Origin of the sequence: Paraburkholderia sp. 22098, from assembly GCF_052045935.1 — a bacterium.
In the GTDB taxonomy this organism is placed as follows: Bacteria; Pseudomonadota; Gammaproteobacteria; order Burkholderiales; family Burkholderiaceae; genus Paraburkholderia; species Paraburkholderia caledonica.
Window position 1 is genome coordinate 366,814 of the sequence record NZ_JBQEPV010000002.1, and the last position, 25,261, is coordinate 392,074.

The 25,261-nt window shown below is 63.3% G+C and carries 21 protein-coding genes and 1 pseudogene; 12 read left to right on the forward strand and 10 right to left on the reverse strand.

Annotated elements, in window-relative coordinates:
• The first annotated feature begins 144 nt into the window (after nucleotides 1-144).
• A complete protein-coding gene (gene arfB, locus ACTJLB_RS05025) occupies nucleotides 145-549 on the forward strand; it encodes an alternative ribosome rescue aminoacyl-tRNA hydrolase ArfB (RefSeq protein WP_020070103.1) in 405 nt (134 codons plus the stop codon).
• Here the strand turns inward: arfB and ACTJLB_RS05030 are convergent.
• Nucleotides 546-1,871 (reverse strand): EAL domain-containing protein, encoded by a 1,326-nt coding sequence (locus tag ACTJLB_RS05030; protein ID WP_020070104.1) that lies wholly within the window; start codon nucleotides 1,869-1,871, stop codon nucleotides 546-548. The genes arfB and ACTJLB_RS05030 overlap by 4 nt on opposite strands.
• A 550-nt stretch (nucleotides 1,872-2,421) precedes the next feature.
• Between ACTJLB_RS05030 and ACTJLB_RS05035 the strand changes: the two genes are divergently transcribed.
• Nucleotides 2,422-2,712, forward strand: coding sequence for a putative quinol monooxygenase (locus ACTJLB_RS05035; RefSeq protein ID WP_020070105.1), 291 nt, complete (start codon nucleotides 2,422-2,424; stop codon nucleotides 2,710-2,712).
• Nucleotides 2,713-2,808: 96 nt separating this feature from the next.
• On the opposite strand, the gene ACTJLB_RS05040 is transcribed toward ACTJLB_RS05035, so the two are convergent.
• From ACTJLB_RS05040 to ACTJLB_RS05050, 3 genes are all read right to left on the reverse strand, one after another.
• A complete protein-coding gene (locus ACTJLB_RS05040; protein ID WP_006052974.1) occupies nucleotides 2,809-3,066 on the reverse strand; it encodes a hypothetical protein in 258 nt (85 codons plus the stop codon).
• Between the two features lie 221 nt (nucleotides 3,067-3,287).
• Nucleotides 3,288-3,527: a hypothetical protein gene (locus tag ACTJLB_RS05045; RefSeq protein WP_020070107.1), complete on the reverse strand. Its 240-nt coding sequence runs from the start codon at nucleotides 3,525-3,527 to the stop codon at nucleotides 3,288-3,290.
• A gap of 215 nt (nucleotides 3,528-3,742) precedes the next feature.
• Nucleotides 3,743-4,420, reverse strand: coding sequence for a YdcF family protein (locus tag ACTJLB_RS05050; protein ID WP_027804961.1), 678 nt, complete (start codon nucleotides 4,418-4,420; stop codon nucleotides 3,743-3,745).
• A gap of 308 nt (nucleotides 4,421-4,728) precedes the next feature.
• Between ACTJLB_RS05050 and ACTJLB_RS05055 the strand changes: the two genes are divergently transcribed.
• Nucleotides 4,729-5,052: a hypothetical protein gene (locus ACTJLB_RS05055; RefSeq protein WP_027777282.1), complete on the forward strand. Its 324-nt coding sequence runs from the start codon at nucleotides 4,729-4,731 to the stop codon at nucleotides 5,050-5,052.
• A 383-nt stretch (nucleotides 5,053-5,435) separates the two neighbouring features.
• On the opposite strand, the gene ACTJLB_RS05060 is transcribed toward ACTJLB_RS05055, so the two are convergent.
• The gene (locus ACTJLB_RS05060) at nucleotides 5,436-5,690 is read right to left on the reverse strand and encodes a hypothetical protein (protein ID WP_027777281.1); all 255 of its coding nucleotides are present in this window, start codon (nucleotides 5,688-5,690) and stop codon (nucleotides 5,436-5,438) included.
• A gap of 560 nt (nucleotides 5,691-6,250) precedes the next feature.
• A pseudogene (locus ACTJLB_RS05065) lies at nucleotides 6,251-6,646 on the reverse strand (transposase); the annotation flags it as partial.
• 408 nt (nucleotides 6,647-7,054) lie between these two features.
• On the opposite strand from ACTJLB_RS05065, the gene ACTJLB_RS05070 reads away from it, so the two are divergent.
• From ACTJLB_RS05070 to truB, 9 genes are all read left to right on the forward strand, one after another.
• Nucleotides 7,055-7,957 (forward strand): LysR family transcriptional regulator, encoded by a 903-nt coding sequence (locus ACTJLB_RS05070; RefSeq protein ID WP_392393387.1) that lies wholly within the window; start codon nucleotides 7,055-7,057, stop codon nucleotides 7,955-7,957.
• 249 nt (nucleotides 7,958-8,206) lie between these two features.
• Nucleotides 8,207-9,433, forward strand: coding sequence for a pyridoxal phosphate-dependent aminotransferase (locus tag ACTJLB_RS05075; protein WP_440782659.1), 1,227 nt, complete (start codon nucleotides 8,207-8,209; stop codon nucleotides 9,431-9,433).
• 348 nt (nucleotides 9,434-9,781) lie between these two features.
• On the forward strand, nucleotides 9,782-10,900 hold the full coding sequence (scpB, locus tag ACTJLB_RS05080) for an SMC-Scp complex subunit ScpB (RefSeq protein ID WP_087752124.1): 1,119 nt from the start codon (nucleotides 9,782-9,784) through the stop codon (nucleotides 10,898-10,900).
• Nucleotides 10,901-10,964: 64 nt separating this feature from the next.
• Entirely contained in the window at nucleotides 10,965-12,851 is a 1,887-nt protein-coding gene (gene rluB / locus ACTJLB_RS05085; RefSeq protein WP_204521010.1) for a 23S rRNA pseudouridine(2605) synthase RluB, read from the forward strand.
• Between the two features lie 485 nt (nucleotides 12,852-13,336).
• Complete coding sequence (rimP, locus tag ACTJLB_RS05090) at nucleotides 13,337-13,795, forward strand: ribosome maturation factor RimP (protein ID WP_007182297.1); 459 nt, start codon at nucleotides 13,337-13,339, stop codon at nucleotides 13,793-13,795.
• Entirely contained in the window at nucleotides 13,792-15,267 is a 1,476-nt protein-coding gene (gene nusA, locus ACTJLB_RS05095; protein WP_020070115.1) for a transcription termination factor NusA, read from the forward strand. The genes rimP and nusA overlap by 4 nt, the downstream gene beginning before the upstream one ends.
• A 94-nt stretch (nucleotides 15,268-15,361) precedes the next feature.
• Nucleotides 15,362-18,307: a translation initiation factor IF-2 gene (gene infB, locus ACTJLB_RS05100; RefSeq protein WP_310064978.1), complete on the forward strand. Its 2,946-nt coding sequence runs from the start codon at nucleotides 15,362-15,364 to the stop codon at nucleotides 18,305-18,307.
• A 195-nt stretch (nucleotides 18,308-18,502) separates the two neighbouring features.
• The gene (rbfA, locus tag ACTJLB_RS05105; RefSeq protein WP_027777275.1) at nucleotides 18,503-18,868 is read left to right on the forward strand and encodes a 30S ribosome-binding factor RbfA; all 366 of its coding nucleotides are present in this window, start codon (nucleotides 18,503-18,505) and stop codon (nucleotides 18,866-18,868) included.
• Nucleotides 18,869-18,973: 105 nt separating this feature from the next.
• The gene (gene truB / locus ACTJLB_RS05110) at nucleotides 18,974-19,909 is read left to right on the forward strand and encodes a tRNA pseudouridine(55) synthase TruB (RefSeq protein ID WP_440782660.1); all 936 of its coding nucleotides are present in this window, start codon (nucleotides 18,974-18,976) and stop codon (nucleotides 19,907-19,909) included.
• Nucleotides 19,910-20,059: 150 nt separating this feature from the next.
• Here the strand turns inward: truB and ACTJLB_RS05115 are convergent, their stop codons facing one another.
• From ACTJLB_RS05115 to ACTJLB_RS05130, 4 genes are all read right to left on the reverse strand, one after another.
• Complete coding sequence (locus ACTJLB_RS05115) at nucleotides 20,060-21,622, reverse strand: DHA2 family efflux MFS transporter permease subunit (protein ID WP_020070119.1); 1,563 nt, start codon at nucleotides 21,620-21,622, stop codon at nucleotides 20,060-20,062.
• A 31-nt stretch (nucleotides 21,623-21,653) separates the two neighbouring features.
• Complete coding sequence (locus ACTJLB_RS05120; protein WP_020070120.1) at nucleotides 21,654-22,910, reverse strand: EmrA/EmrK family multidrug efflux transporter periplasmic adaptor subunit; 1,257 nt, start codon at nucleotides 22,908-22,910, stop codon at nucleotides 21,654-21,656.
• Between the two features lie 100 nt (nucleotides 22,911-23,010).
• Nucleotides 23,011-24,579: an efflux transporter outer membrane subunit gene (locus ACTJLB_RS05125; protein WP_440782661.1), complete on the reverse strand. Its 1,569-nt coding sequence runs from the start codon at nucleotides 24,577-24,579 to the stop codon at nucleotides 23,011-23,013.
• A 49-nt stretch (nucleotides 24,580-24,628) separates the two neighbouring features.
• On the reverse strand, nucleotides 24,629-25,144 hold the full coding sequence (locus ACTJLB_RS05130) for a MarR family winged helix-turn-helix transcriptional regulator (RefSeq protein ID WP_087753238.1): 516 nt from the start codon (nucleotides 25,142-25,144) through the stop codon (nucleotides 24,629-24,631).
• Nucleotides 25,145-25,261: the final 117 nt, after the last annotated feature.

Sequence of the window (25,261 nt, forward strand, 5' to 3'; positions counted from 1 at the left end):
GCGTCTGTCCGTTCACGCCGCACCGTTCGGGCTGCGCTAGCCGATGCTGCAGATGCCCCGGCACCTCCCGAATCGCGCGCCAGAGCGCAAAGGTTGCGCCGCTCCCCGCCATCCACATTTGAGTGTTTTCTTCAATCTAGCGTCATGACATCCCGCTATTTCATTCCGCCGAACGAGATCGAACTGACCGCAGTACGTGCGCAAGGAGCGGGCGGTCAGAACGTCAACAAGGTGTCGAGCGCGATCCAGCTGCGCTTCGACGTGCGCGCTTCGTCGTTGCCCGAAGTGCTCAAGATGCGCCTGCTCGCGTTATCCGATCGCAGGATCACGCGTGAGGGCGTGGTGGTCATCAAGGCGCAGGAACACCGGACTCAGGAACTGAATCGGGCGGCGGCGCTCGCGCGGCTCGATGAACTCGTGGAAAGCGTCAGCGTGACGCGCAAGCCGCGCGTTGCGACGCGGCCGACACGCGCATCGAATGTACGGCGTCTCGAGAGCAAGCTAAGGCGCAGCGAGATCAAATCGGGCCGCAGCCGCGTGGACGACTAACGAGGCCGTCCGCCCGCGCGCAACCCTATTGCGGGACCGGCCGGCATCGTCGGCACGAAGTCGACGCACAGCACGTGCGTCTTGCCGTCGCGGTCGAAGGCGAGCGCCGCGGTATAGCAGTCTTCGCCGTCCGCGAGCGAGTAGTGCGGACCCATCATCGCGACGCGTCCGCGTGCGGCCAGCGCGTGCTTGAGATAGGCGCGCCGCGACCAGTTGCTGCAAGCGCTGCTCGCGATCGGTGCGAGCCGCTGGGGCGGCGGCGGCACGAAGGCGGCGGTGACGGATGCCTGGGTCTGCTGACCGTGCTCGTCGGTGATGAACACCCGGCGCGCCTCGCCCAGGTGCCACACGTTGTGCGCGGCCTGCTGCAGGTCGCCCGTCGTCCGGTAAGCCTCGGCGGCGGCCATGACCGCTTCGGCGAAGCCTTCGAAGCCGAGTTGCTTGTGACGCGCATGCGCGCGCTCGTATTCCGCGAACTTGCCCCACATCGACTCGATCTGCGCCGGCACTCTCGCAATGGCCGCCTCGACCGAACCATTGGGTTGGCCGAGCCAGAAACCCTGGACGAAATCGACGTCGGCCTGCATCAGGATCATCAGTTCCTCGTCCGTTTCGACGCCTTCGGCGAGCACCAGCGTGCCGGACTGATGCAGCATCGCGATCAGATGGCCGATCATCGAGTCGTCGCCTTCGCGTTTGCCGGCTCGCGCAACGAGCGAGCGGTCGAGCTTGACGATGTCCGGCCGGAAGCGCCACACGCGGTCGAAGTTCGAGAAGCCGGTGCCGAAGTCGTCGATCGCGATCAGAAAATCGCGAGGCTGCGATGCGGCCAGCATGCTGGCGACGGCGGACTCGTCGTCGGCGGGCTGCTCGAGCACTTCGATCACGATACGTTCCTGCGGCAGGCCGAAGTGCGCGGACAACTCGTCGATGAAAGTGCGCTGCGGCCAGCCGGTCTCGAACACCTGCGGCCGCGTATTGAGGAACAGCCATCCGCTACTGATGCCTTGCTCCATGAAATTGGCGACGTGCAGGCAACGCGCGATGCGGTCGAGTTCGCGGGCGTCGGCCGCCGAGCGGGTGCCCGAAAAGAGAACCTCGGGCGAAACGGGCAGGCCGACCGGATCGAATGCGCGCAGCAGTGCCTCGTAGCCGACCACGCACTGATGCGTGACCGACAGCACCGGCTGAAACACGCTATGCAGCGTGAGCGCGCGCCACGTTGCGGTCCAGCCCGATTCGTCCCGGACCAGATGAGGAAGCAGGCCGCTCAGACTGACGTCGCTGACGGATGGCATAAATACGGGCGAGAGAGCGGACATGGTGGCATCGCGGCAATCGGGTGACGGGGTGCGCACGCAGACTCGGCGCACAGCGGATGCGCAACGTAATACTCAACGCGGACGCCCGCACCGCGCAGTGGGACGAACCCTGGAACGCTGAGAGCAGTGCCAGCCATGCGAACTCCGCGGAGTGGTCAAAATGAGTCTAGCAGCTTGCAAATTGCATGAATGTGCGGGCTGTCACAGAGGAGCGAACCAGCCAGGCCACCTGTGAGATCACGTGGCCACTCGCCGATTACGCAGGCCGCGGCGTCGGGTTTGGCTCGCCGCCGTTCCGGGCTGTGCCGCCTCGCGTCAATCCGGACCGACGGCCATCCGGCATTCGAGAGCTTGCATGAGCCGAGGGTAGCAGGGCGGGCCGTGTATGCCCGCCAAACTTCAGTTCCTGATGCTTATTGCATATTGAACCGATTCGGGCGCGGGTGTTCCTGGGCTGTTCCTTGATCGCACGCGGTGCACGTTGCGGGGTCGCCTGCAGCACCGGCGAGCGGCGGGTATGCTGCTGCTTTTCGTGAGATGGAGAGAAAGGATGTCGGAAATCGCGGTGGTCGCAATTTCAGTGGCGAAACCTGGCTATGAAGAGCAGTTGCGCGAGGCGCTCGAAGGTATTGTCGGACCGACGCGCAACGAGCAGGGCGCGCTTCAGTACGACTTGCATCGCGACGTTCAGGAGCCGCGCCGCTTCGTATTTTTCGAGCGTTGGGAAAGTCAGGAGGCGCTGGCCGCGCACGCCAGATCCGCGCACATCACGGCCTACAAGGCGGCAGTGGCGGACTGGGTGGAACACGCGGAAATTCGCGTTGTGACGAAGATTCTGTAAGTCTTCCGCGCACCCGCAGATTGTCAGGGCGCGACACGTTCGTACGGCGAGTGATTGCCGGGCCGGTAGAGGCCCGAGCGACGCTCGCCGTCGACGTTAATGCGTGGCTTGCGGCACGTCGAGAATCAGGATGATGGTCCAGTCCGCTTCGCCGTCGTGATGATATTGGCGCTCGGCGACGATAAACGGTTGCTGCTTGCCGTCCGGGCCGAGAAACAGCACGTCGCCTTCCATCGGCAGGCATTCGACGGGAGGCAGCGCAAGGAACGCTTCCTGACCGCCGCGCGGCATCAGTTTTTCAATTTTGCGGGATGCTGCTTCGGTCCATTCGATATCAAGCTGGATGTTGCTCATGCTGTCCTCCGCACCAGGGTGCGCACGGTTAGATTCCGGCACGGCGCCGGTCGGTGCGCGACTTTAGCATACCGGGCATCGCGCGCCGGCCGGTGCATCAGACAATAAAAAAGCCGAAACCGGCGATGCCGGCTTCGGCTTTTTCACCTTCGCGGCGAGGCCGCAGGTGCACTCACCCCGTGCGCCAGAAAGCGCCGGCTGCCGGCGTGTCAGACGACCGCTTACGAACTCGACGCGTCGGACTTCATGCCTTTCTTGTGATGCGGCGAGCTCTTGTGATGCTTCATGGGTGCAGGCGCGCTTTCCATGGTTTGCGGGCGATTTTGCAATTCCTGCGCGCGCTGCTCGACGTCGGCTGCCCGTGCCGGGTCGGTGCTCATCGTCACGCCGCTTTCCTGCGCGTAAGCCGCGCCGGTTACGGCACCGAGGGAAATCAGGATCGCGAGGGACACTTTCTTCATTGCTACCTCCGCAGAGTGGTTGTGGACCCAGGTACGTGTCTGTCCATGGGAAGGACAGTTCATTCTAGTCAGCAATATGCGCTCCAGCGGGGTGCTTTGTAACCGCGAACGCGCGGGCTTACATCTTGTTACTTGACGCGTATGCATAGCGCCTGGATATGCGCTCGACGCTTCGCGGTGTTCTCGTCGCGGGGCAGATCGGCAAGCACCTCGCGTCAGAAAAGACCAATGGCGCTGTACACGTGATATTGCGCAATGCCGATAAGCTCGTGTAGCGCGATCTCCGCGTTCACCAGGTTGGAGTAGCGCGGCAGCAGGCCGAGATGGGCGCGGCGCGAGCTGGAGATCAGCGGCTGTGGAAAGAGGCCGAAATGCTGGAAGTCGAGCATCGCGCGCGGCATGTGGTACGCCGAAGTGACGAGTATCAAGGAATCGTAACGTGACTGGCCGACAATAGCGGATACGTTGCGCGCATTTTCGTAGGTCGTCCGGCTACGGTTTTCCAGCACGATGTCAGAGCGCGGCACCTGTTCGCGTAGCAGGTACGGCAGGTAGGTGTCGGCTTCCGTCGCGGGATGCCGCTGCGGATTGCCGCCGCTAATAATCACGCTGCAGACGCTTGCGGCGCGCTTGCACGCCGCGTAGTTCTTAGCGCTGACGTCGATGCGCGTCATCACGTCGCGCGGCGGCACGAGCACCTTGTCGCGGTTGTACACGGTGCCGCCGCCGAGCAGGATGATCGCGGTGCGCGGGGCGAACTGTGCGGGCGTGCTGGTTTGCGCCTGCGGCTGGGCGAGGCGCAGTAAGGGTGCTGTTAGCCACCCGGCCGAAACCAGCCAGAAAAAGGCAATTGTGCAAAAGGCGAGAGGGCGTCGAGCGCGCTTCCATATCACGATTGCTGCAAAAAAAAGCGCTAATAAAATGAATAGAATCAATTTAGATGGGGTAACGTATGTCTTTCGGGATTAAATCTTCGAGCCTGCTATCGCGCCGCAGCGGTTGCATCGTCGGCTCGCAGGTAGAACGCTAACATGCCGTTCTGACGGGGGTTCCGAATCAAGACCAAGGCAGCACCTGGCGGAATTCGGCCGTAGCACTTGCGGCCAGCTTCCAGCCACGGGCGGGTGCCAGGCGCGTCACTGGTGGCGCGGTGACGTGTTGGCATAGATGTGTCATAGCTGCACTTTAAGAAAGAAGTGAGATGACCACGTATTCCAACGAAGCGGTACTCGAAGCGCTGCGGCGAGCGCAATATCGCCAGGTGCCATGGGCCAGACGGCCCGGCGTCTTCCAATATCTTCGCGCGCTAGGCCTCATGGACACAGTTCGGCAGCGCACTGTCGCGCCGGCGCCGGGCTTTCATGCCCCTGTCGACATTGCCGTCCTCACAGAGCGAGGCCGCGCAGAATTCGCCCGGCTCTCACACGACGAGGGCCTTCTCACCTGGACCGCGCAGCGCATGAACGACTACGTTCTTGCCGCAGTAGAAAGCCGTTCCCCGATGCCGCTCGAAGCTCGCACGTAGCTGTTCAGCGCAGCTGGAGCAGGCCTCTACGATCCTTCATGGCCATAACGTCCCTGTTGACCGAATGGCTTGTTGGCCTGCGCGGCTACACGTTCTAGTCGGCCTCCTATGCTTCCGGTCTCCGGCCGCGCCACGCGGACGGAGACCTGTCACGTCTTCCTTGAATCCTCAACCATTCCGCGCTTGCAAGCGCAGATCCGGCGCGAGCAAAAAAAAGCCCGTATCACGAAGATACGGGCGTACCGGAATTACTGCTGCCACGCTGTGCTAATGGCGTTAAGTCAGACCGGTGACGCGAGCCGTGGTTCCCCGATATTCGCTGTCCATTCGCGGCGCCTTCGCTTTCACTTGTGCGCTCGCTGGCGCGCCGCGCACGCCGCGACCTAACGGCGGCGCGACGGTTCACCGTGCGGCGCTTCAGGCCGCGCGCGCACATTGCTCGCGATATCGCCGCGCAAGTCGCCCCGCGGCGTGGGCGGCGTGAACTCGCGGCTACGCGCAGCGCTTTGCTGCCATGCCTCCATCGAAGCCGTCCGATCAGGGCGCCAATTCCAACCTTGCGGGCGTTCTTGCGCGAGCGTCGATGCGGCCATTGATGAAAGCACAATGCCGCACAAAAGCAGTGACATTGGTTTCATGCTGAGCTCCCGTCCAAGCCCCGTGCATACCAGGCATGTTTGCATACCCATAAGGTATGTCCGCAGACGAAAGCGCGCTGTAAGTAATGGTAAATGGATGTTTCATCCGCAACTCCCGAGTTGGTTCGGACGTCTGAGGCAGGCGCAGGCGGAGTCGAACAGGTGGTCGCAACGGCAGTGGAAGCTCGCTCGTCGCGCTAGTGTTTTGCCAAGGGAAGGGGAGCCTGTCGCAGCTGTCGTGAAGAGGCGTGCGAAAAGGGTCGGCGGAAGGAGTCGCTGAAACGCGGAGCCGAGCGACGCCGCACGAAGTGAAGCCGTGGTACCAGGCCGGCTCGAACAGCCGTCCTAATGCAATGTCGGCAGTCAGCCTGCCGGCAATGAAGCCGTCGGAACCGAAGTCCCCGCAACGAAGCTACCGGAACGCAAACCGTCCGAAGCACTATCGTCGTGAATGAAGCCGCCGAACCGAGGCCGTCGAAGAAACCCGCCGGGCAGTCGCCGGGCGGTTCCAGATATGCTTCGGGCGCCCGCAGGCGCCCGGAGACAGACGATTTCGCTTAAGCCATCTTGACCGGCGCGCGCCACGATTCCGGATTGGTCCAGAATGCGCCGCGCAGACGGTCACGGCTCGGCGGTGCCGGCGGCTTCGCCGCGGTCGCGCCAATGCGTCCGCGCAGCGAGATTTCGCGTCCGCTCGTGCCCAGTCGCTTAACTATTTCGGCGAGCGTACCATCGGCTTGCCACTCGTCGAAACGGCGGCGGCAGGTCGGCGGCGACGGATAGCGGCCCGGCAGTTTGGACCAGCCTTCGCCTGTCGACAGCACCCACAGCACGGCGTTGACGACGGCGCGCGCTTCGACGCGCGGTCGACCGCGACGCTCGCTCCGTGCAGGCTCCGCACAGAACAACGCCTCGACCAGCGCCCACTCGTTGTCTCTCAAATCGTCGAACAGCATCATGTTTCACCTCAGCGAAGCTAACTCCGGTGCGCTGCCCCGCGCCGCGCACTCTCCACGCACTCGATAGGCGAGTGCCAAGGGGGTCGGGTTTGCCACGGTCTGCTATGCAGTCAGAAGTCATGGCGCCGACCCTGTGAGCATGTAAATGCAGGATGTGTGCCAAGTTGAGTCCAACCGCCTGAAAGCCCCGTGACAGCGGGCCAGCGCGGGCGCTAGCTAGGGCCGTATGAGAATCCAAAAAACCCATCTCGCAAATCGGGACAATCACCAATCTTGTGCAGCCAGGCCCGCAGCGCGTGCGTTTGCGCCTTATTGCTGCATTGCAGCGGTGTCGTGAAATGGGGTGCTGGGCGGCCACGGACGGGTACAATGCGCATCAAACAATGCCATTGATGAGCCGACTAAATGAATGTCACGCTGCGCCAGCTAAGGGTTTTCATCGAGGTCGCGCGCCTGCAGAGCTTTAGTCGCGCGGGCGATGAGATCGGCTTGACGCAATCCGCGGTGAGCCGTTGTGTGCGTGAACTGGAAGGGGAAATCGGCCTGAAACTGATCGACCGGACAACCCGCGAGGTGCAGCTCACCGACGTGGGCGGCAATCTGGTCGCGAGCGTATCGCGTCTTCTGATCGACCTGGACGACGCATTGCGCGAAATTCGTGAAATCGGCGAGCAGCGTCGTGGGCGCGTCGTCGTGGCCGCAAGTCCGACCGTCGCGTGCCGGCTGATGCCTGGCGTGCTGGCGTCGTGCAGCGAGCGCTTTCCGCACATTGCGCTCGGCTTGCGCGACGACGTGCAAAGCGACGTCGTGCGCAAGGTCAAATCCGGAGAGGTGGATTTCGGCATGGTCATCGGTCCGTTTTCCGCCGACGATCTGTTGAGCGAATCGCTCATGACCGACTCTTTCTGCCTCGTGTGTCGCGACGATCATCCGCTCGCGCGGCAGAAGGAAATAGGCTGGGCCGATCTCGAGGGCCAGCCGCTCGTCATGCTCGATTACGCGTCCGGCAGCCGGCCGATCATCGATGCCGTCATGCACGAGTACGGTGTGAACGCCAACGTGGTGCAGGAACTGGGGCATTCCGCGACGGTTTTTGGGCTCGTCGAGGCGGGCATTGGCGTGAGCGTATTGCCATGGCTCGCGTTGCCGTTGCCCGCGGGCGCCGCACTGGCCGCGCGGCCCCTGGTGCCGCGGGCTGAGCGCACGGTCGAACTGGTGCGGCGTCGCGATCGCTCGTTGTCGCCGGCAGCTGAGGCAGTATGGGATTTGATCCGCGAATTACCGGCGCGGGCCGAGGATCTGACCTGATTTGATCAATGGACAGCACCCTTTCGAGGCTTGCGGCGGCACGAATCTCGGATGCTCGTGACCGTCGCCTTCGTGGCTCGGTGCCCGCGACGTGTGCGTGGCTCGGCGTCTGGACGCTGGACGCCAGGCTAAACTCCCGTCTGCGCTCGCTGCCGGTTGTGCCCGCCCGGAGCGCTCTAGCTGACATTCCCGTTGACGCTTAGCCCTTTGCTTAGCCCTTATCTATCTCGACATCACCTGGAAGCCTCGATGAGCGAATCGGAATTCTCCGTGCCATCCGTCCCTAACGCGCGCGATGCGGTGCGCGCGCTGCGTCCCTCGCAGATCCGTGAAGTGGCCAACGCCGGCTTTGGCGTCGCCGACGTGCTGCCTTTCTGGTTCGGAGAATCCGACCGCGTGACGCCGGCCTTCATCCGCGACGCCGCAAGCGCCGCGCTGTCCGCGGGCGCGACGTTCTACACGCACAATCTCGGCATTGCGCCGCTGCGCTCGGCGCTCGCGGACTACGTGAGCGAACTTCACGGCAAGACGACGCCGGACCATATCGCCGTGACGAGCGCGGGCGTGAACGCGCTGATGCTCGCGGCCCAACTGGTGGTGGGTGCTGGCGACCGGGTGGTCGCTGTCACGCCGCTGTGGCCGAATCTCGTCGAAATTCCGAAAATTCTCGGCGCGCATGTCGAAACAGTCTCGCTCGACTACGGCGAACATGGCTGGCAGCTCGACGTGGAGCAATTGCTGGCAGCGCTCACGCCCGACACCCGCATGCTGCTCGTCAACTCACCGAACAACCCGACCGGCTGGGTAATGACCCGTGAGCAGCAGCAGGCGGTGCTCGCACATTGCCGACAGCACGGTATCTGGATCGTCGCAGACGAAGTCTACGAGCGTCTCTATTATCCGGACCATTCCGACGACGGCGAAAGCGCAGTGGGCGCGCGCACCGCACCGTCGTTTCTCGATCTCGCCACGCGCGACGAGCGCGTGATCTGCGTGAACTCGTTTTCAAAGGCGTGGCTGATGACCGGCTGGCGGCTCGGCTGGATTGTCGCACCGGTGAGCCTGATGGACGATCTGGGCAAGCTGGTGGAGTACAACACGTCGTGCGCGCCGGCTTTCGTGCAGCAGGCGGGAATCGTTGCAGTCGAGCAGGGCGAGCGTTTCACGCAGGAACTGGTGCGCGAATTGAAGGCGTCGCGCGACCATCTCGTGCGGGCGTTGTCGGCCGTGCCCGGCATCGACGTCAAGGCGCCCGCCGGCGCCATGTATCTCTTTTTCTCGATGACGGGCGCCTCGCGCAGTCTGGAACTCTGCAAAGCCATGGTACGGGAAGTGGGCTTGGGGCTCGCGCCGGGCAGCGCATTCGGTCCGCAGGGCGAGGGGTTCCTGCGCTGGTGCTACGCGTGCGACGTGGCGCGGCTCGACGCCGGCGTCGAGCGCCTGAAGCGGTTTCTGACATTGCATCGAACGTCGTAGTCTGCGCGTGGCGCGCGGAAGAACCTCGACGGCAAGCGCACTCCGGCAAATGCAGGCGCGTTGCGCAGGCAGGCGTCGGCTCATGCATTACGCGCCGACGCGGCGGGCATTTTGTCCTTGGGTTCGGCTTTACGCACCGATTGTTTTTGCGTAATATGGCGCTCAGTCACGCGATTCCTGTCCGGAATATCGCTGCTCCGTCCGGCTGGGTTTGGCTCGATAGTCTGTTTCGCCTCCCCCCGGTGCGTGCTCCCATCAATATGACCGATCAGAATCGGGCGAGCGCGTCTTCAGTTCCACATCGTCTGTTTGATCCGGTTCTTTGACCACAGGGTCTGACCTAGCTGCATGAATACCCAAGAGGCGAAGATCGTCCTCGAGACAGCCTTGATCTGCGCGCAGGAGCCGTTAAAACTCGGCGATTTGCGCAAGCTCTTTGCCGACGGCGTGTCGGCAGACACCGTTAGGACTTTGCTCGAAGACCTGAAACAGGATTGGTCGGGGCGCGGTGTGGAGTTGGTCGGGCTGGCGTCGGGCTGGCGGTTTCAAAGCAAGCCCGCGATGCGTTCGTATCTGGATCGTTTGCATCCCGAGAAACCGCCGAAATACTCGCGCGCGGTGCTCGAAACGCTCGCGATCATTGCGTACAGGCAACCGGTTACGCGCGGCGACATCGAAGAGATTCGCGGCGTCACGGTGAACACGCAGGTCGTGAAGCAGCTCGAAGACCGTGGCTGGATCGAGGTGATCGGGCATCGCGACGTGCCGGGACGTCCCGCGCTGTACGCGACAACGCGCCAGTTCCTCGACGACCTCGGTCTGCGGGCGCTAGACGAGTTGCCACCGCTCGCCGACCCGTCGGCGCAACTGAATGCGGATCTGCTGGGCCAGCATGCAATCGAGTTTTCCGACGTCGAATCCGCGGAGACACCGGCGTCGAACGAAGCGAGCGAGCACATCGCGCTCGAACAGCCTGAGGTGACCGGCGCAGAAGCAGCAAGCGGTGCGGATCTGGCGGCAGGAACGGAAATCGCTGCGGAAAACGGTGAGGCACACGAAGCGCAACATGTCGATGGCGTGCAGCTGGATCCCGCTGAGCGGCTGGAAGCGGCGGCTGAGAGAACCGCGAGCGTCGACAGCTACGAGAGCGTTGACCACGTCACACCCGAATTAAAGGCAGCGCCTGAAACGGCGGGCGAACCGGGCGAGGTGGCTACGCCGACGCCTACCGAAGCGGCAAACGTTGCACCGCTATCCGGTGCCGCAGAGTCTGAAGTGAATCAAGATCCGGTCTCCCAGGCCGATCCGGCAATACCCGCGCACGGTTCGGGCGTACTCCGCGATACGGAGCACGCCGCCGAACCGAACTCGACCACGGCGGCGCGCGGCGATCAGGAAGATCGTCGCGATGCTGCACAGGACGCAGGCATTCTGACCGACGACGAACCCGAGTCGCGCAGCGCCTGACGTAACCGAACTTTTTTTGCCGCGCCCGCAATGGGCGCGCGCGACCTGACATTTTGAGGTTGTTTTGACACATACCCACGACACCGATTCGTCCGAATCCGAGCGCGCCGTGCCGTCGGCGCGCGCTGACGAAACGCGCACCACGCAAGCGTCGGCAGGCGAGAGCGAGCGCCCGGCGCAGACCACGGAAGCAGACGGCGAGGACCGTCCGCGCCGCGGCCTGCGTCGCGGACCGCGCAGCCTGATCGCCCGGCGCCGCGCCGGAGCCAAGACGAAAGCCGCGGAAGGTGCGCCTGGGCAGGCCGCGCCGGTCGTCGCAGAGGCTCCGCCGGACGGCGAAGTCGTGGCGAAGGTGCGCATGCCGCGTAAAGAGGCGGGTGCGAAAGGTCAAGGGCCGCGCCGCAATGCGGGCGGTCAGAAACGCGAAGGCCAGCGCGAAGGCGCGCCTCGCGAAGGCGGCTCCCGCGAGACCGCTGCTCGCGAAGGTCAGCGCGAACGCCAGCCGCGTGCAGGCGGTCAGCGCCAGAACCGGCGAGGCGGCGAAGCCCCGACGGCAGCGGCCGACGCGACTCAGGACGACTTGTTCTCGTACGTGACGTCGCCGGCGTTCGACGCCGACAACAGCACGACGGGCGGCGTGCGCGCACCCATGCTGCGCGGTGGCAAGCCGGCCGCGCCCAAGCGCGTGCTGGCTGCCGACGACGACGCGCCGAAGCTCCACAAAGTGCTGGCCGAAGCCGGCATGGGTTCGCGACGCGATATGGAAGAGTTGATCGTCGCAGGCCGTGTGTCGGTCAACGGCGAGCCGGCTCACATCGGCCAGCGCATCATGCCGACCGATCAGGTGCGCATCAACGGCAAGCCGGTCAAGCGCAAGCTCGCCAACAAGCCGCCGCGCGTGCTGCTGTATCACAAGCCGACCGGCGAGATCGTGAGCCACGCCGATCCGGAAGGCCGGCCGTCGGTGTTCGACAAGCTGCCGCCCATGAAAACCGCCAAGTGGCTCGCGGTCGGCCGCCTCGACTTCAATACCGAAGGTCTGCTGATGCTGACCACTTCGGGCGATCTCGCGAACCGCTTCATGCACCCGCGCTACAGCGTCGAGCGTGAGTATGCGGTGCGCGTGGTCGGCGAGCTCGCCGAAGGCATGCGTCAGAAGCTGCTGCACGGCGTCGAACTCGAAGACGGTCCGGCCAACTTCCTGCGTATCCGCGATGGCGGCGGCGAAGGCACGAATCACTGGTATCACGTCGCGCTTGCTGAAGGGCGTAATCGCGAAGTGCGCCGTATGTTCGAAGCCGCGGGCCTGATGGTCAGCCGCCTGATCCGTACGCGCCACGGCCCGATTTCGCTGCCGAAGGGCTTGAAGCGCGGCCGTTGGGAAGAACTCGAAGACAACCAGGTGCGTGCGCTGATGGCGTCGGTGGGACTCAAGGCGCCGAGCGAGGAGCGCGGTAGCCGCGGCTCCGCGCCGGAGCGCAAGCAGCCCGATCCGATGCAGACGTCGATGGGCTTCATCAGCCGCGAACCGGTACTGATGTCGCATAGCCGCTTCGAACAGCAGCCGCGCGGTCAAGGCCGGCGCGGTGCGGCGGGCGGCGGCTTTGGCGGCGGCGCGGGGGCGGGTTTCGGCGGCGGTTACGGCAATCGCGGTGCCGGTCGTGGCGCTGGCGGCTTCGGCGGTCCCGGCGGCGGCACGGGTGGTGCCGGTGGTGCGCGGGGCGGGCGTGACATCGACGGTAATCGCGCGCCTTCCGGCGGCGGCAATCGAGCGGCGGGCGGCGGCAAGCGCGCCGGCGGCAATGGCCCGAACCCCGGCGGCGGCAATCGTGCGCCGGGTGGCAATCGTCCGAATTCGGGCGGCGGCAACCGCGCGGGTGGCGGCAACGCCAGCCCGGGCGGTGCTAACCGAGGTGGCGGCGCGCCTCGCGGCCGTTCGCGCGGGCGGTAATCTCGCGGCATCGGCTGGCGTTGCGCATGCGTTATAACGATATGCAACGCTCGCCGTCATGACTCGGTGTACGTCTTCCGTTGCCTGGAAACGCTTGGACACGTGACGCACGAGGGCTGTGCAGGCGGAAGTAGGGGCAGGTTGTCTCGCCCCAGCTTGCAAAAGTCGCGAGGCGTCGCCATATCGTCCAAAGATCCCCATGAAATCAGGCGGAAATGCGCTTGGCACGGCGTTCTGCGGTTTGCGTTTGTCCTGAAAAATGGCTACAATCGCGAAGTCGCTGGGCGTGCGGCTTTTCATGTGCGGCTCAGGTGCGACCACCGGTAATAAGATGATGGGCGTTTAGCCCATTTTTTTTTGCCGCTCAGTTCATCGTGGTTCGTCATCTCGGGTAGCACGAACGTGCGCCGGCCAGGCGCGCGGCCCGCATTGGTTGTTTGCAGAACAAGCGGCAGGCTCGCTGCGCGAACATCTAAGAGGGCACTGTGCAACTGACGGAACTGATTGAAACCACGGTCGTGGGACTCGGCTACGAGCTCGTCGATCTCGAGCGCACCGGGCGCGGCATGCTGTGTATTTATATCGACCAGCCGGCCGGCATCGCGATCGAAGACTGCGAGAAAGTCACGCGTCAGCTCCAGCACGTACTGACGGTCGAAAATATCGATTATGAGCGGCTCGAAGTATCGTCGCCGGGGCTCGACCGTCCGCTGAAAAAACTGGCGGATTTTGAACGCTTCGCAGGCAGCGAAGTGGTAATCACATTGAAAAAGCCATTGGACGGACGGAAATCGTACCGGGGTATTTTGCATGCTCCGCAAGGCGAGACCATCGGTCTGGAATTTGAAGGGAAGGAAGGCGCCGCGATGCTCGATTTCACGCTCGCGGACATGGACAAAGCACGCCTCGTTCCGAAAGTTGACTTTAGGAGCCGCAAACAATGAGTCGCGAAGTGTTGATGCTGGTGGATGCGCTGGCACGCGAGAAGAACGTCGATAAAGACGTGGTATTTGCCGCGCTCGAAGCGGCCCTCGCTTCGGCCTCCAAGAAACTCTTCGACGAAGACGCGGATATTCGCGTCCATATCGACCGTGAAAGCGGCGAGCACGAAACGTTTCGTCGCTGGAAAGTGGTGCCTGACGAAGCCGGTCTGCAAGAGCCCGATCAGGAAATCCTGCTGTTCGAAGCACGCGAGCAGAAGCCCGAAATCCAGCTCGACGAATACATCGAAGAACCGGTGCCGTCGATCGAATTCGGCCGTATCGGCGCGCAGGCAGCCAAGCAGGTGATCCTGCAGAAGGTGCGGGACGCTGAGCGTGAACAGATCCTGAACGACTTCCTCGAGCGCGGCGAGCACATTATGACCGGCTCGGTGAAGCGTCTCGACAAGGGCAACTTCATCGTCGAAACCGGCCGTGTGGAAGCACTGCTGCGCCGTGACCAGCTGATCCCGAAGGAAAACCTGCGCGTGGGCGACCGCGTGCGTGCCTATATTGCCAAGGTCGATCGCACTGCGCGCGGTCCGCAGATCGAACTGTCGCGTACGGCGCCCGAATTCCTGATGAAGCTGTTCGAGATGGAAGTGCCGGAAATCGAACAGGGACTTCTCGAAATCAAGGCGGCGGCGCGCGATCCAGGCGTGCGCGCGAAGATCGGTGTGGTCGCTTATGACAAGCGCATCGATCCGATCGGCACCTGCGTCGGTATTCGCGGTTCGCGAGTGCAGGCCGTGCGTAACGAGCTCGGTGGCGAAAACGTCGACATCGTGCTATGGTCGGAGGATCCCGCTCAGTTCGTGATCGGCGCGCTCGCGCCGGCAGCCGTCCAATCGATCGTCGTCGACGAAGAAAAGCATTCGATGGACGTCGTCGTGGACGAAAACGAACTGGCGGTCGCGATCGGCCGCAGCGGCCAGAACGTGCGTCTTGCCAGCGAACTCACCGGCTGGCAGATCAACATCATGACGCCGGACGAATCTGCACAAAAGCAGAATCAGGAACGTGGCGTTTTGCGTGACCTGTTCATGGCGCGTCTCGATGTCGACGAGGAAGTTGCCGACATCCTGATCGACGAAGGCTTCACGAGCCTCGAAGAGATTGCCTATGTGCCGCTCAACGAAATGCTCGAAATCGAAGCGTTCGACGAAGACACCGTCCACGAACTGCGTAACCGCTCGCGCGACGCGCTGTTGACGATGGCAATCGCGAATGAAGAAAAGGTCGAAAATGTAGCGCTCGACCTGAAGAGCCTGGACGGCATGGACGCCGACCTGCTCGCGAAGCTGGCCGAACATCAGATCCAGACGCGCGACGAACTCGCGGAGCTGGCTGTAGATGAACTGGTCGAGATGACCGGAATGGAAGAGGATGCCGCTAAGGCGTTGATCATGAAAGCACGTGAACATTGGTTCCAGTGAGAAATGACCATGGCGCACTAAATTGAACGCGGCCGTCAGGCCGCATGACCCGATGCTAACCGCAAGGAATCGGTCCTTGCATTAAGAGGAATGAATGGCGAGTAACAACGTAGCCCAATTTGCCGCGGAACTGAAAATGCCTGCAGGCGTGCTGCTCGAGCAGCTGCAGGCGGCAGGCGTCACAAAAGCGAGCGAAGCCGACTCCTTGTCCGAAACGGACAAGGCGCGTCTGCTCGACCACTTGCGCAAGTCTCACGGCTCGACTGATGCAGACAAGCGCAAGATCACGCTGACGAAACGGCATACGTCGGAGATCAAGCAGTCCGATGCGACGGGCAAAGCTCGCACCATTCAGGTCGAGGTGCGCAAGAAGCGCACTTTCGTCCGCCGCGACGAAACCTCCGCTGATGGCGGAGATGCATCGAATCATGTGGCCGAGGCCGCCGAAGTCGACGATCTGGAACTTCAGCGTCGTGAAGAAGAAGCGCGTCACGCAGCCGAGTTGCTCGAGCAGCAGGCTCAGGAACTGAAGGCGCGTCAGGAGCAGCTCGAACGCGAAGAGGCCGAGCGCCAGGCACGCGAGCAGGCTGCGGAAGCCGAGCGCCGTCGCGCCGAAGAAGAGGCGGCGAAGAAGCGCGCAGCGGCTGCGGCCGAGGCGGCAGCTCGCGAGAAGGCGCAGCCGGCACCGCAAGTTGCGAAGGTCCAAACGGCGCCTGCCAAACCGGCGGAGCCGGTCGTCGCGAAAGACACCGAGCAGGACGACGAGCGAGCCGCTGCGGAGCGCGCCGCGCAACGCGAAGCCGCCAAGAAGGCGGAAGATGCAGCACGTCAAGCTGCGGAAAAGGCGCGCGCCGAGCAGGAAGAAATCGCCAAGCGCCGCGCGGCGGCCGAAGCCGAAGCGCGCGCGATTCGCGAAATGATGAACACGCCGCGCAAGGCGCAGGTCAAGGCACCGGAACCGGCACCGAAGCCCGCAGAGCCGGCCAAGGCTGCTGAAGCCAAGGGCACGCTGCACAAGCCGGCGCGTCCGGCTGGCGAAGCGCCGGCACGTCCGGCTGCCAGGAAGCCGGCTGCCGCGGCTCCGGCCGCCACGACCACGCCGTCCGTTGGCGACAAGAAGAAGCCGGGCGGCAAGGGCGGCTGGCAGGACGACGCAGCCAAGCGCCGTGGAATCAAGACGCGCGGCGATACGAGCGGCGGCGTCGACCGCGGCTGGCGCGGCGGCCCGAAGGGTCGCGGCAAGCATCAGGACCAGAACACTACGTTCCAGGCGCCGACCGAACCGATCGTGCGTGAAGTGCACGTGCCGGAAACCATCACCGTGGCCGATCTGGCGCACAAGATGGCAGTGAAGGCGTCTGAAGTCATCAAGTCGATGATGAAGCTCGGCCAGATGGTCACCATCAACCAGATGCTGGACCAGGAAACGGCGATGATCATCGTCGAAGAACTGGGCCATCACGCGGTTGCGGCCAAGCTGGACGATCCGGAAGCCATGCTGGTCGAAGGCGAAGTGTCGGATGCGGAAGCATTGCCGCGTCCGCCGGTCGTCACGGTCATGGGTCACGTCGACCACGGCAAGACCTCGCTGCTCGACTACATCCGCCGCGCAAAGGTTGCAGCGGGCGAAGCCGGCGGCATTACGCAGCACATCGGCGCTTACCACGTCGAAACGCCGCGTGGCGTGATCACGTTCCTCGACACGCCGGGCCACGAGGCCTTTACGGCCATGCGTGCCCGCGGTGCGAAGGCAACGGACATCGTCATTCTGGTGGTCGCCGCCGACGACGGCGTGATGCCGCAAACGAAGGAAGCGATCGCTCACGCGAAGGCAGGCGGCGTGCCGCTCGTCGTCGCGATCAACAAGATCGACAAGCCGGATGCGAATCCGGACCGCGTCAAGCAGGAACTCGTCGCAGAAGGCGTCGTGCCGGAAGAATACGGTGGCGATTCGCCGTTCGTGTCGGTGTCGGCCAAGACCGGCGCGGGCATCGACGATCTGCTGGAAAACGTGTTGCTCCAGGCGGAAGTGCTGGAACTGAAAGCACCGGTCGAAGCCCCGGCCAAGGGTCTGGTTATCGAAGCGAAGCTCGACAAGGGTAAGGGTCCTGTTGCAACGATCCTCGTCCAGTCGGGTACGTTGAACCGCGGTGACGTGGTGCTGGCAGGTAGCGCTTACGGTCGTGTGCGAGCCATGCTCGACGAAACCGGCAAGCCGACCAAGTCCGCTGGTCCGTCGATCCCGGTCGAAATCCAGGGTCTGTCGGAAGTCCCGCAAGCAGGCGAAGAAGTCATCGTCATGCCGGACGACCGCAAGGCGCGTGAAGTGGCGCTGTTCCGTCAAGGCAAGTTCCGCGACGTCAAGCTGGCCAAGCAGCAGGCCGCGAAGCTCGAGAACATGCTGGAGCAGATGGGCGAAGGCGAAGTGGCGTACATGCCGCTCATCGTCAAGGCCGACGTGCAGGGTTCGCAGGAAGCGTTGGTGCAGTCGCTGCTCAAGCTTTCCACCGACGAAGTGCGCGTGCAGATCGTGCACGGCGCCGTGGGCGGCATCAGCGAGTCCGACGTCAACCTGGCAACGGCTTCGAAGGCGGTCATCATCGGCTTCAACACCCGTGCTGACGCGCAGGCTCGCAAGCTGGCGGAAGCCAACGGTGTCGACATTCGCTACTACAACATCATTTACGACGCAGTGGATGAGGTGAAGGCCGCGATGTCCGGCATGCTGGCTCCGGAGAAGCGCGAAGTCGTCACCGGGACGGTCGAAGTGCGTCAGGTCTTCAAGGTGCCGAAGATCGGCGCGGTGGCCGGCTGTATGGTCACGGACGGCTACGTCAAGCGCTCGTCGTCGGTGCGCGTGCTGCGCAACAACGTCGTCATCTTCACGGGCGAGCTCGATTCGCTCAAGCGTTTCAAGGACGACGTGAAGGAAGTCCGCCAGGGCTTCGAGTGCGGTATGTCGATCAAGAACTTCAACGACATCGTCGAAGGCGACCAGTTCGAAGTCTTCGAGGTCACCGAAGTCGCGCGTACGCTGTAAGTCGCGCGTACGCTGTAAGTCACGCGGCACGGTTCCACGGGGCGGAGCGGGCATCAACGCCCACTCCGCCCGTTGTTTTTTGGAGCCGCCGTTTCGCCTGTCCGCGGCCGTCGCGCCGCGCGAATGCCGCGATTTGTCGAGTTTCGCGGCCGCGAACCAATTTTTTGCATCCGCCAAAACGGATCACACAACACCATGCCTAAAAAACGTTCTTCACCCAATCGCAACGTGCAGATCGCCGATCAGATCCAGCGCGATCTGTCGGAACTGCTGCGCGAGGTCAAGGATCCGCGCATCGGCATCGTCACGATTCAGAGCGTCGAACTGACGCCGGACTACGCACACGCGAAGGTCTATTTCACGACGTTGACGGGCGACCCTCAACAGACGCTCGCAGCGCTCACGCATGCGGCGGGTCATCTGCATAATCAGCTGTTCAAGCGCCTGCATATTCACACGGTGCCGACGCTGCATTTCCATTACGACCAGACGATCGAGCGCGCCGTTGAAATGTCCCGTCTGATTGACGAGGCGAACGCCAATCGCGCGAAAGACGACTAAGCGCAGTCGGCGCACGCGTCCCAAGCCGCGCCACGCTGCGTGCAAGGCTCGGGTCGTCAAGGCGCAATATGCTGCTCCGGATTCCATAGAAACCCGTCTTCCCACATGACCGCACCTCAACGTCCCCGCGTGCCGCGCCGCGCGCTCGACGGCGTGCTGCTGCTCGACAAGCCGCTCGGCCTGTCCAGCAACGACGCACTGATTCGCGCGAAGCGCCTCTATCTGGCTAAAAAGGCTGGACATACCGGCACGCTGGATCCGCTCGCGACCGGCCTGCTGCCGCTGTGTTTTGGCGAGGCCACCAAGTTTTCGCAAGATCTGCTCGAGGCCGACAAGACCTACGAGGCCACCATGCGCCTCGGCGTTCGCACCACCACTGGCGACGCCGAAGGGGAGCCAGTCGACACGCGCGCGGTGACGTGCGACGAGGCGGCGGTTCTTGCGGCCCTGCCGGCATTTGTCGGCGAAATCGTTCAGGTTCCGCCGATGTACTCGGCGCTCAAGCGCGACGGCAAGCCGCTCTACGAATACGCGCGGGCCGGGCAGACAGTCGAGCGGGAAGGGCGCCAGGTGACGATTCACTTGCTCGAGTTGCTCGCTTGCGCGCTGCCCGATGTGACGTTCCGCGTCACCTGTAGCAAAGGCACGTATGTGCGTACGCTGGCAGAGGACATCGGAGAGGCGTTGGGTTGTGGGGCTCATCTGATTGCCCTGCGGCGCACCGGCGTCGGCGCGCTGACGCTTGAGCATGCGGTGACGCTCGACGCGCTTTCAGATGCAACGGAAAGCGAGCGTGACGCGTGGCTGCAGCCGGTCGACGCCTTGCTGTCGACGTTCCCATCGGTGTATCTGGACGAAGATGCAACGCGGCGCTTTTTGCACGGTCAACGGCTGAAGCTTTCCGAGCTGAGTCTGAGCGGCGAAGCGGCGAATGCGCAGCGCGTGAGGGTCTACGCCGCGCAAGGGCGTCTGCTGGGCGTCGCAAAACAGGGTGAGGGCGTGCTCGCGCCTGAACGCCTCGTCGTGACGACGGCGAACTAGTCCCGTCACGCAAACCGAAAGCGCGTCAGATACGCGTTCCGGCACGCAACTCGATCGAGCTGATTGCGCCGCTGCAATGAAAAAGGCGGGACCGTTATAAAGCGGCCCCGCCTTTTTTGCATCTCGTCGTTCAGGGAATGAAACGCGAGATCAATGCGCCGCCGCGGCAGCGGCACCGGCGTCGCCGCCGGCCTTCTCCGGTTTCGTGACCCAGATCAGCGCGATCAGCGCCACGAAAATTCCGGCGGAAATGAAGAAGATGTCGTTCACGCCGAGTTGCGCGGCCTGTTGCGTGGCCATCGAATTGAATAGCCCATACGCTTGCGGCTGACTGAAACCCGCAGCGCCCATCTGGCGGATCGACTCGTCGAACACCGGGTTGTAGGCGTTGGCGCGCTCGGTCAATTGCGCGTGATGCATGATCGTCCGATGGTCCCAAGCCGTCTGGAAAATCGACGTGCCAATGCCGCCGCACATAATCCGCACAAAGTTCGACAAGCCCGATGCCGCCGGTATGCGATTACCCGGCAAACCGGACAATGTGATCGAAACCAGCGGAATAAAGAAGCCGGCCATGCCGATGCCTTGAATCAGCGTGGGCAGTAGCAGCGAGTAGGTGTCCACGCCAGTCGTATAACGCGAGCGCATCCAGAAGCACAGCGCAAATACGAGAAACGACAACGTCGCGATATAACGCGGATCGGTGCGCGGCAGGACCTTGCCTGTGATCGGCGACAGCAGCACGGCGAAGAGACCAACCGGCGCCATGACGAGACCGGCCTCGGTAGCCGTGTAGCCGATATCGGTTTGCAGCCACAGCGGCAGCAGAACCAGATTGCCGAAGTAAAGCCCGTAGCCGACCGACAGCGCAATGGTGCCGCCCGTGAAGTTTCGCTTGCTGAAGAGCGACAGGTCGACCACCGGATGCTCGGCCGTCAGTTCCCACACAATGAAGAACGCAAGCGCGATCACCGCGACCAGCGTCAACACGACGATGGTCGTAGACGAAAACCAGTCGAGGTCCTTGCCCTTGTCGAGCATGACCTGCAACGAGCCGACCCAGACGATCAGCAGGCCGAGACCGACACCGTCGATCGGCGCCTTTCTGACGACGGAATCGCGGTTGCGAAAGATCATCCACGTCGCGAGCGCGGCGATCGCGCCGACCGGAATGTTGACGTAGAAAATCCAGGGCCACGAGATGTTGTCCGAAATCCAGCCACCAAGGATAGGGCCGGCGACCGGCGCGATCAGCGTGGTCATCGCCCACATCGATAACGCCATCGGCGCCTTGGCGCGCGGATAACTCGCGAGCAGCAGCGTTTGCGACAGCGGAATCATCGGGCCGGCCACTGCGCCTTGCAGCACGCGCGAGGCGAGCAGGAAGGGCAGAGTCGGCGCGAGGCCGCACATCCATGACGAAATCACGAACAGTACGATCGACGCCATGAACAGGCGCACCTGGCCGATGCGGTCAGTGAGCCAGCCCGTGAGCGGCACGGAGATCGCGTTGGCGACCGCGAACGACGTGATCACCCACGTGCCCTGATCGGCCGACACGCCGAGGTCGCCTGATATCGACGGAATCGAAACGTTCGCGATCGACGTGTCGAGCACGTTCATGAAAACGGCGAGCGACACCGCGATGGTGCCGATCACCAGTTGCGCGCCCTCGAGCGGCGGGTGAGGGGCTTGCGCCTGAGCCTGAGCCATTCAGAAAGCCTTGTATGAGTCGCCGCGCGGCTTACATCAATTTTGCAGATGCGGGCTTGCTGGATCCGGACTGCGCGGCTTTATGCGTGCCTGCATTCGGACCGGCGTTTTCCGCGATGATGCGAGCGATTTCCGCGTCGGCTTCGTCGCCATATTTAGCAAACACGTCCGTCTGATAGACGGTGTTCTGTGCGTTGCCCAACTGGCCGCCGTTCTCGTCCTTGATGCTCACGTCGGCCTGCATCGACAGGCCGATACGTAGCGGATGCTTTTCCAGTTCCTGCGGATCGAGCGCGATTCGCACCGGCAGACGCTGCACCACCTTGATCCAGTTGCCAGTGGCGTTCTGCGCGGGCAGCAGCGAGAACGCCGAACCCGTGCCCGCCGAGAAACCCACCACCTTGCCGTGATAGACGACCGACGAACCGTAGACGTCGGCCGTCAGTTCGACCGGCTGGCCGATGCGCATGTGCTTGAGCTGCACTTCCTTGAAGTTGGCGTCGACCCAGACGGCGCCGAGCGGCACGATGGCCATGAGCGGCGTGCCCGGCGAGACGCGCTGTCCGACCTGGACCGAGCGTTTCGCGACATAGCCGGTGACCGGCGCCGGCAGCGTGTTGCGCGCATTGTTCAGATACGCGTCGCGGACCTTCGCGGCGGAGGCCTGCACGTTCGGGTGATTCGCGATCGTGGTGTTGGCGGTCAGCGCGCGGTTCGATGCCAGTTGCTGCTGAGCGGCTTCGACGGCGGCTTGCGCGCTCTTGACGGCGTCACGTGCGTGCGAAATTTCTTCCTGCGACACCGCGCCGGTTTGCGCAACCGTCAGACGGCGCTTCAAGTCGTCCTGAGCGCGCGAGAGGTCGGACTGGCGCTGCGCAACTTGAGCCTGGTACTGGTTGTCGTCGGCGAAGAGACCGCGCACCTGGCGCACCGTCTGCGCAAGATTGGCTTCTGCCTGATCCAGCGCGACGCGGGCGTCGGCCGGATCCAGCACGACGACCGGGTCGCCGGCCTTGACCGTTTGCGTATCGTCGGCGTTCACCGCGACCACGGTGCCCGTGACTTGCGGCGTGATTTGCACGACATTGCCGTTCACGTACGCGTCGTCGGTGTCTTCGTGAAAGCGCGCCACGAGGAAATAGTACAGGCCATAGGCGATCGCGGCGATCAGGATCACGATGACGAGCAGCGTCATCATGCGCTTGCGTTTGCCGCTGTTCGCCGGTTGTGCCGGTTTGTTCGGCTGTGCCGGTTGGTTGTTAGCCGCGGGCTGTTGGGGGGTGCTCATTGATGTGCTCCGGGTTCTCTCAAACGTCGTCGTTTATTTGGATGTTCGTGTGTGGTCTGTTGCGGTCGATACGGTTGCGTGACGGCGCGATCAGTTCGCGTCAGTTCACAGCGGCGGTCGTAGCCGGGGCGGATGACACGCCCGCCGCCGACGTGGAGACCGGTGCCGCTGAGCTCGATGCTGCTGCGGCCGGTGCCGGCGCGTCAGTCGGCACAACCAGGCCTGTCTGCGTCGCGTCGAAACCGCCGCCCAGCGCCTTGACGAGCCCGATCTGCATGTCGCGGCGACGCATCTTGAGCGTGGTAACCGTCTGTTCGGCGGAAAGGCGGTTCTGGTCGGCGGTCAACACCTGCAGTTGCGGAGACAGGCCGGCCTTGTAGCGGATCACGGCCAGTTCGTATGCCTTCGTCGATGCGTCGAGTGCGCGTTGAGCGTCGCCCGCTTGCTGGTCGATCGAGCGGATCGACGACACCTGCGTCGCGACATCCGACAACGCACTGATCAGCGTCTGGTTGTAGTTCGCCACGTTCAGCTCGAAATCCGCATAACGGCCCTTCAATTGCGAGCGCAGCGCGCCTGCGTCGAAGATCGGAAGGTGAATCGCCGGACCGAACTGGATCTGACGGCTGCCGGCTGTGAGGAATCGGCCCCAGCCGAACGCGTCGAAGCCGAAGCCGGCTGCGAGGTTCACGTCCGGAAAGAATTCCGCCTTCGCTTCCTTGACGTCATGCATCGCCGCTTCGACTTGCCAGCGCGCGGCGACAATATCCGCGCGACGCGCGACCAGATCGGCCGGCAGATTGTCCGGCAGCGCGACTGTATTGCCGACGCCGAGCGCAGGCTGTGCAATTTGCAGGCCGCGATCCGGGCCCTTGCCGAGCAGCGCGCCCAATTGATAACGCACCACGGTGATCTGGCCGTCCAGATCGCTCAGGCTCGCCTGGCTCGACGCGATATTGCCCGTTGCGGTCTGACGCTCGACGTTCGTATCGAGACCGGCTGCAACGCGACCGTTCGTGATGCGGCCGATATCCTGGCGGTTGGCGATTTCGCGTGCGGCGATGTCGCGCAGCGCATAGAGCTGGGCAAGCTGGTTATACGTGCTCGCCACGGACGCCGCGAGCGTCACGCGCGCCTGCTGCATGTCGGCCTCGGCCGCTTTTTCCTGCGACACAGCCTGGCCGAGGCGCTGACGGTTCTTGCCCCACAGGTCTAGATCCCACGAAGCGCTCGCGAGCACGTTGTTCTCGCTATACCAGGTGCCGCCGTACGGAGGCGGGTAGAGCGCGTTGCCCGAGAACAGTTCGCGTGTCCACGAATAGCTGCCGTTGATTTTCGGGTAAAGCGCCGAGCGCGAGGTTTCGATGTACGACGACGCCTTTGCGAGACGCGCCTGCGCCTGCGCGATTGACGGGCTGCCTTCCAGCGCTTCGGCAATCAGCTTGGGCAACTGCGGATCGCCGAACTGGTTGGCCCAGTCGAGCGACGGCCACTGGCCGCTCTGGCCCGCGAGGCTCTGGGTGGACTCATATTGCGCCGGCGACGAAATCTGCTTGTCGCTTTTGACACCGAAGTAGTTCGCGCACCCAGTGAGGGCGAGCGCTGCCACCGCGGCGGCGACAGCGGCCCGGCTCGAAAACGCGGGCGCGGACAGGGAAAGGGATTTCATCGCTCGACTCTTTGAGTGGAATGTAATGATGGACGCTGCAAGCAATTTCTTACGATTTGCTGTCGTAATTGCTTGCCGCATCACGGGTCAGTCCCGTTTGTTCGCCAGAATTGAGCAGCACGCGACGTAGCATGCTCTTCAGAAAGCCCACTTCTTCCGGAGTGAAGCCGGAGAGCAGGTCATCCAGTACACCGTTGAAGATCTTCGGCATTTTGGCCGCGATCGCATGCCCTTCCGGCGTAAGTGCAAGACGTACGACGCGCCGGTCTTCGTTGCTGCGCACCCGCGTGAGCAGGCCGCGCTTTTCGAGGCGATCGATCAGGCGCGTGACGGCGCTTGCGTCAATGCCGTATTCGCGCGCGAGTTCGGCCGCCAGCAGGCATTTCCCGCTCGCCACCATGAACAGGATGCTGCCTTGCTGACTGGTGATGCCAAGCTCCGCCATGCTGCGCTGGGTAACCAGGTTCGACATGGTCGATTTCACGCGCGACAGCAGATAGCCGACACTTTCGCCTAGCTGGTATTCGCTGATCTCAGGCGCTGGGGTGGTGGACGGCTCCGTCATGATTCTCGTGCGAATGCAATGGTTGACTAGGCACAATTATAAGAGTCGGATGATTGACGCGGCAAGCGTTATTACAGCTTAGGCAAGGAAATATCCGCGCTCAAGCAAGAATCGGCG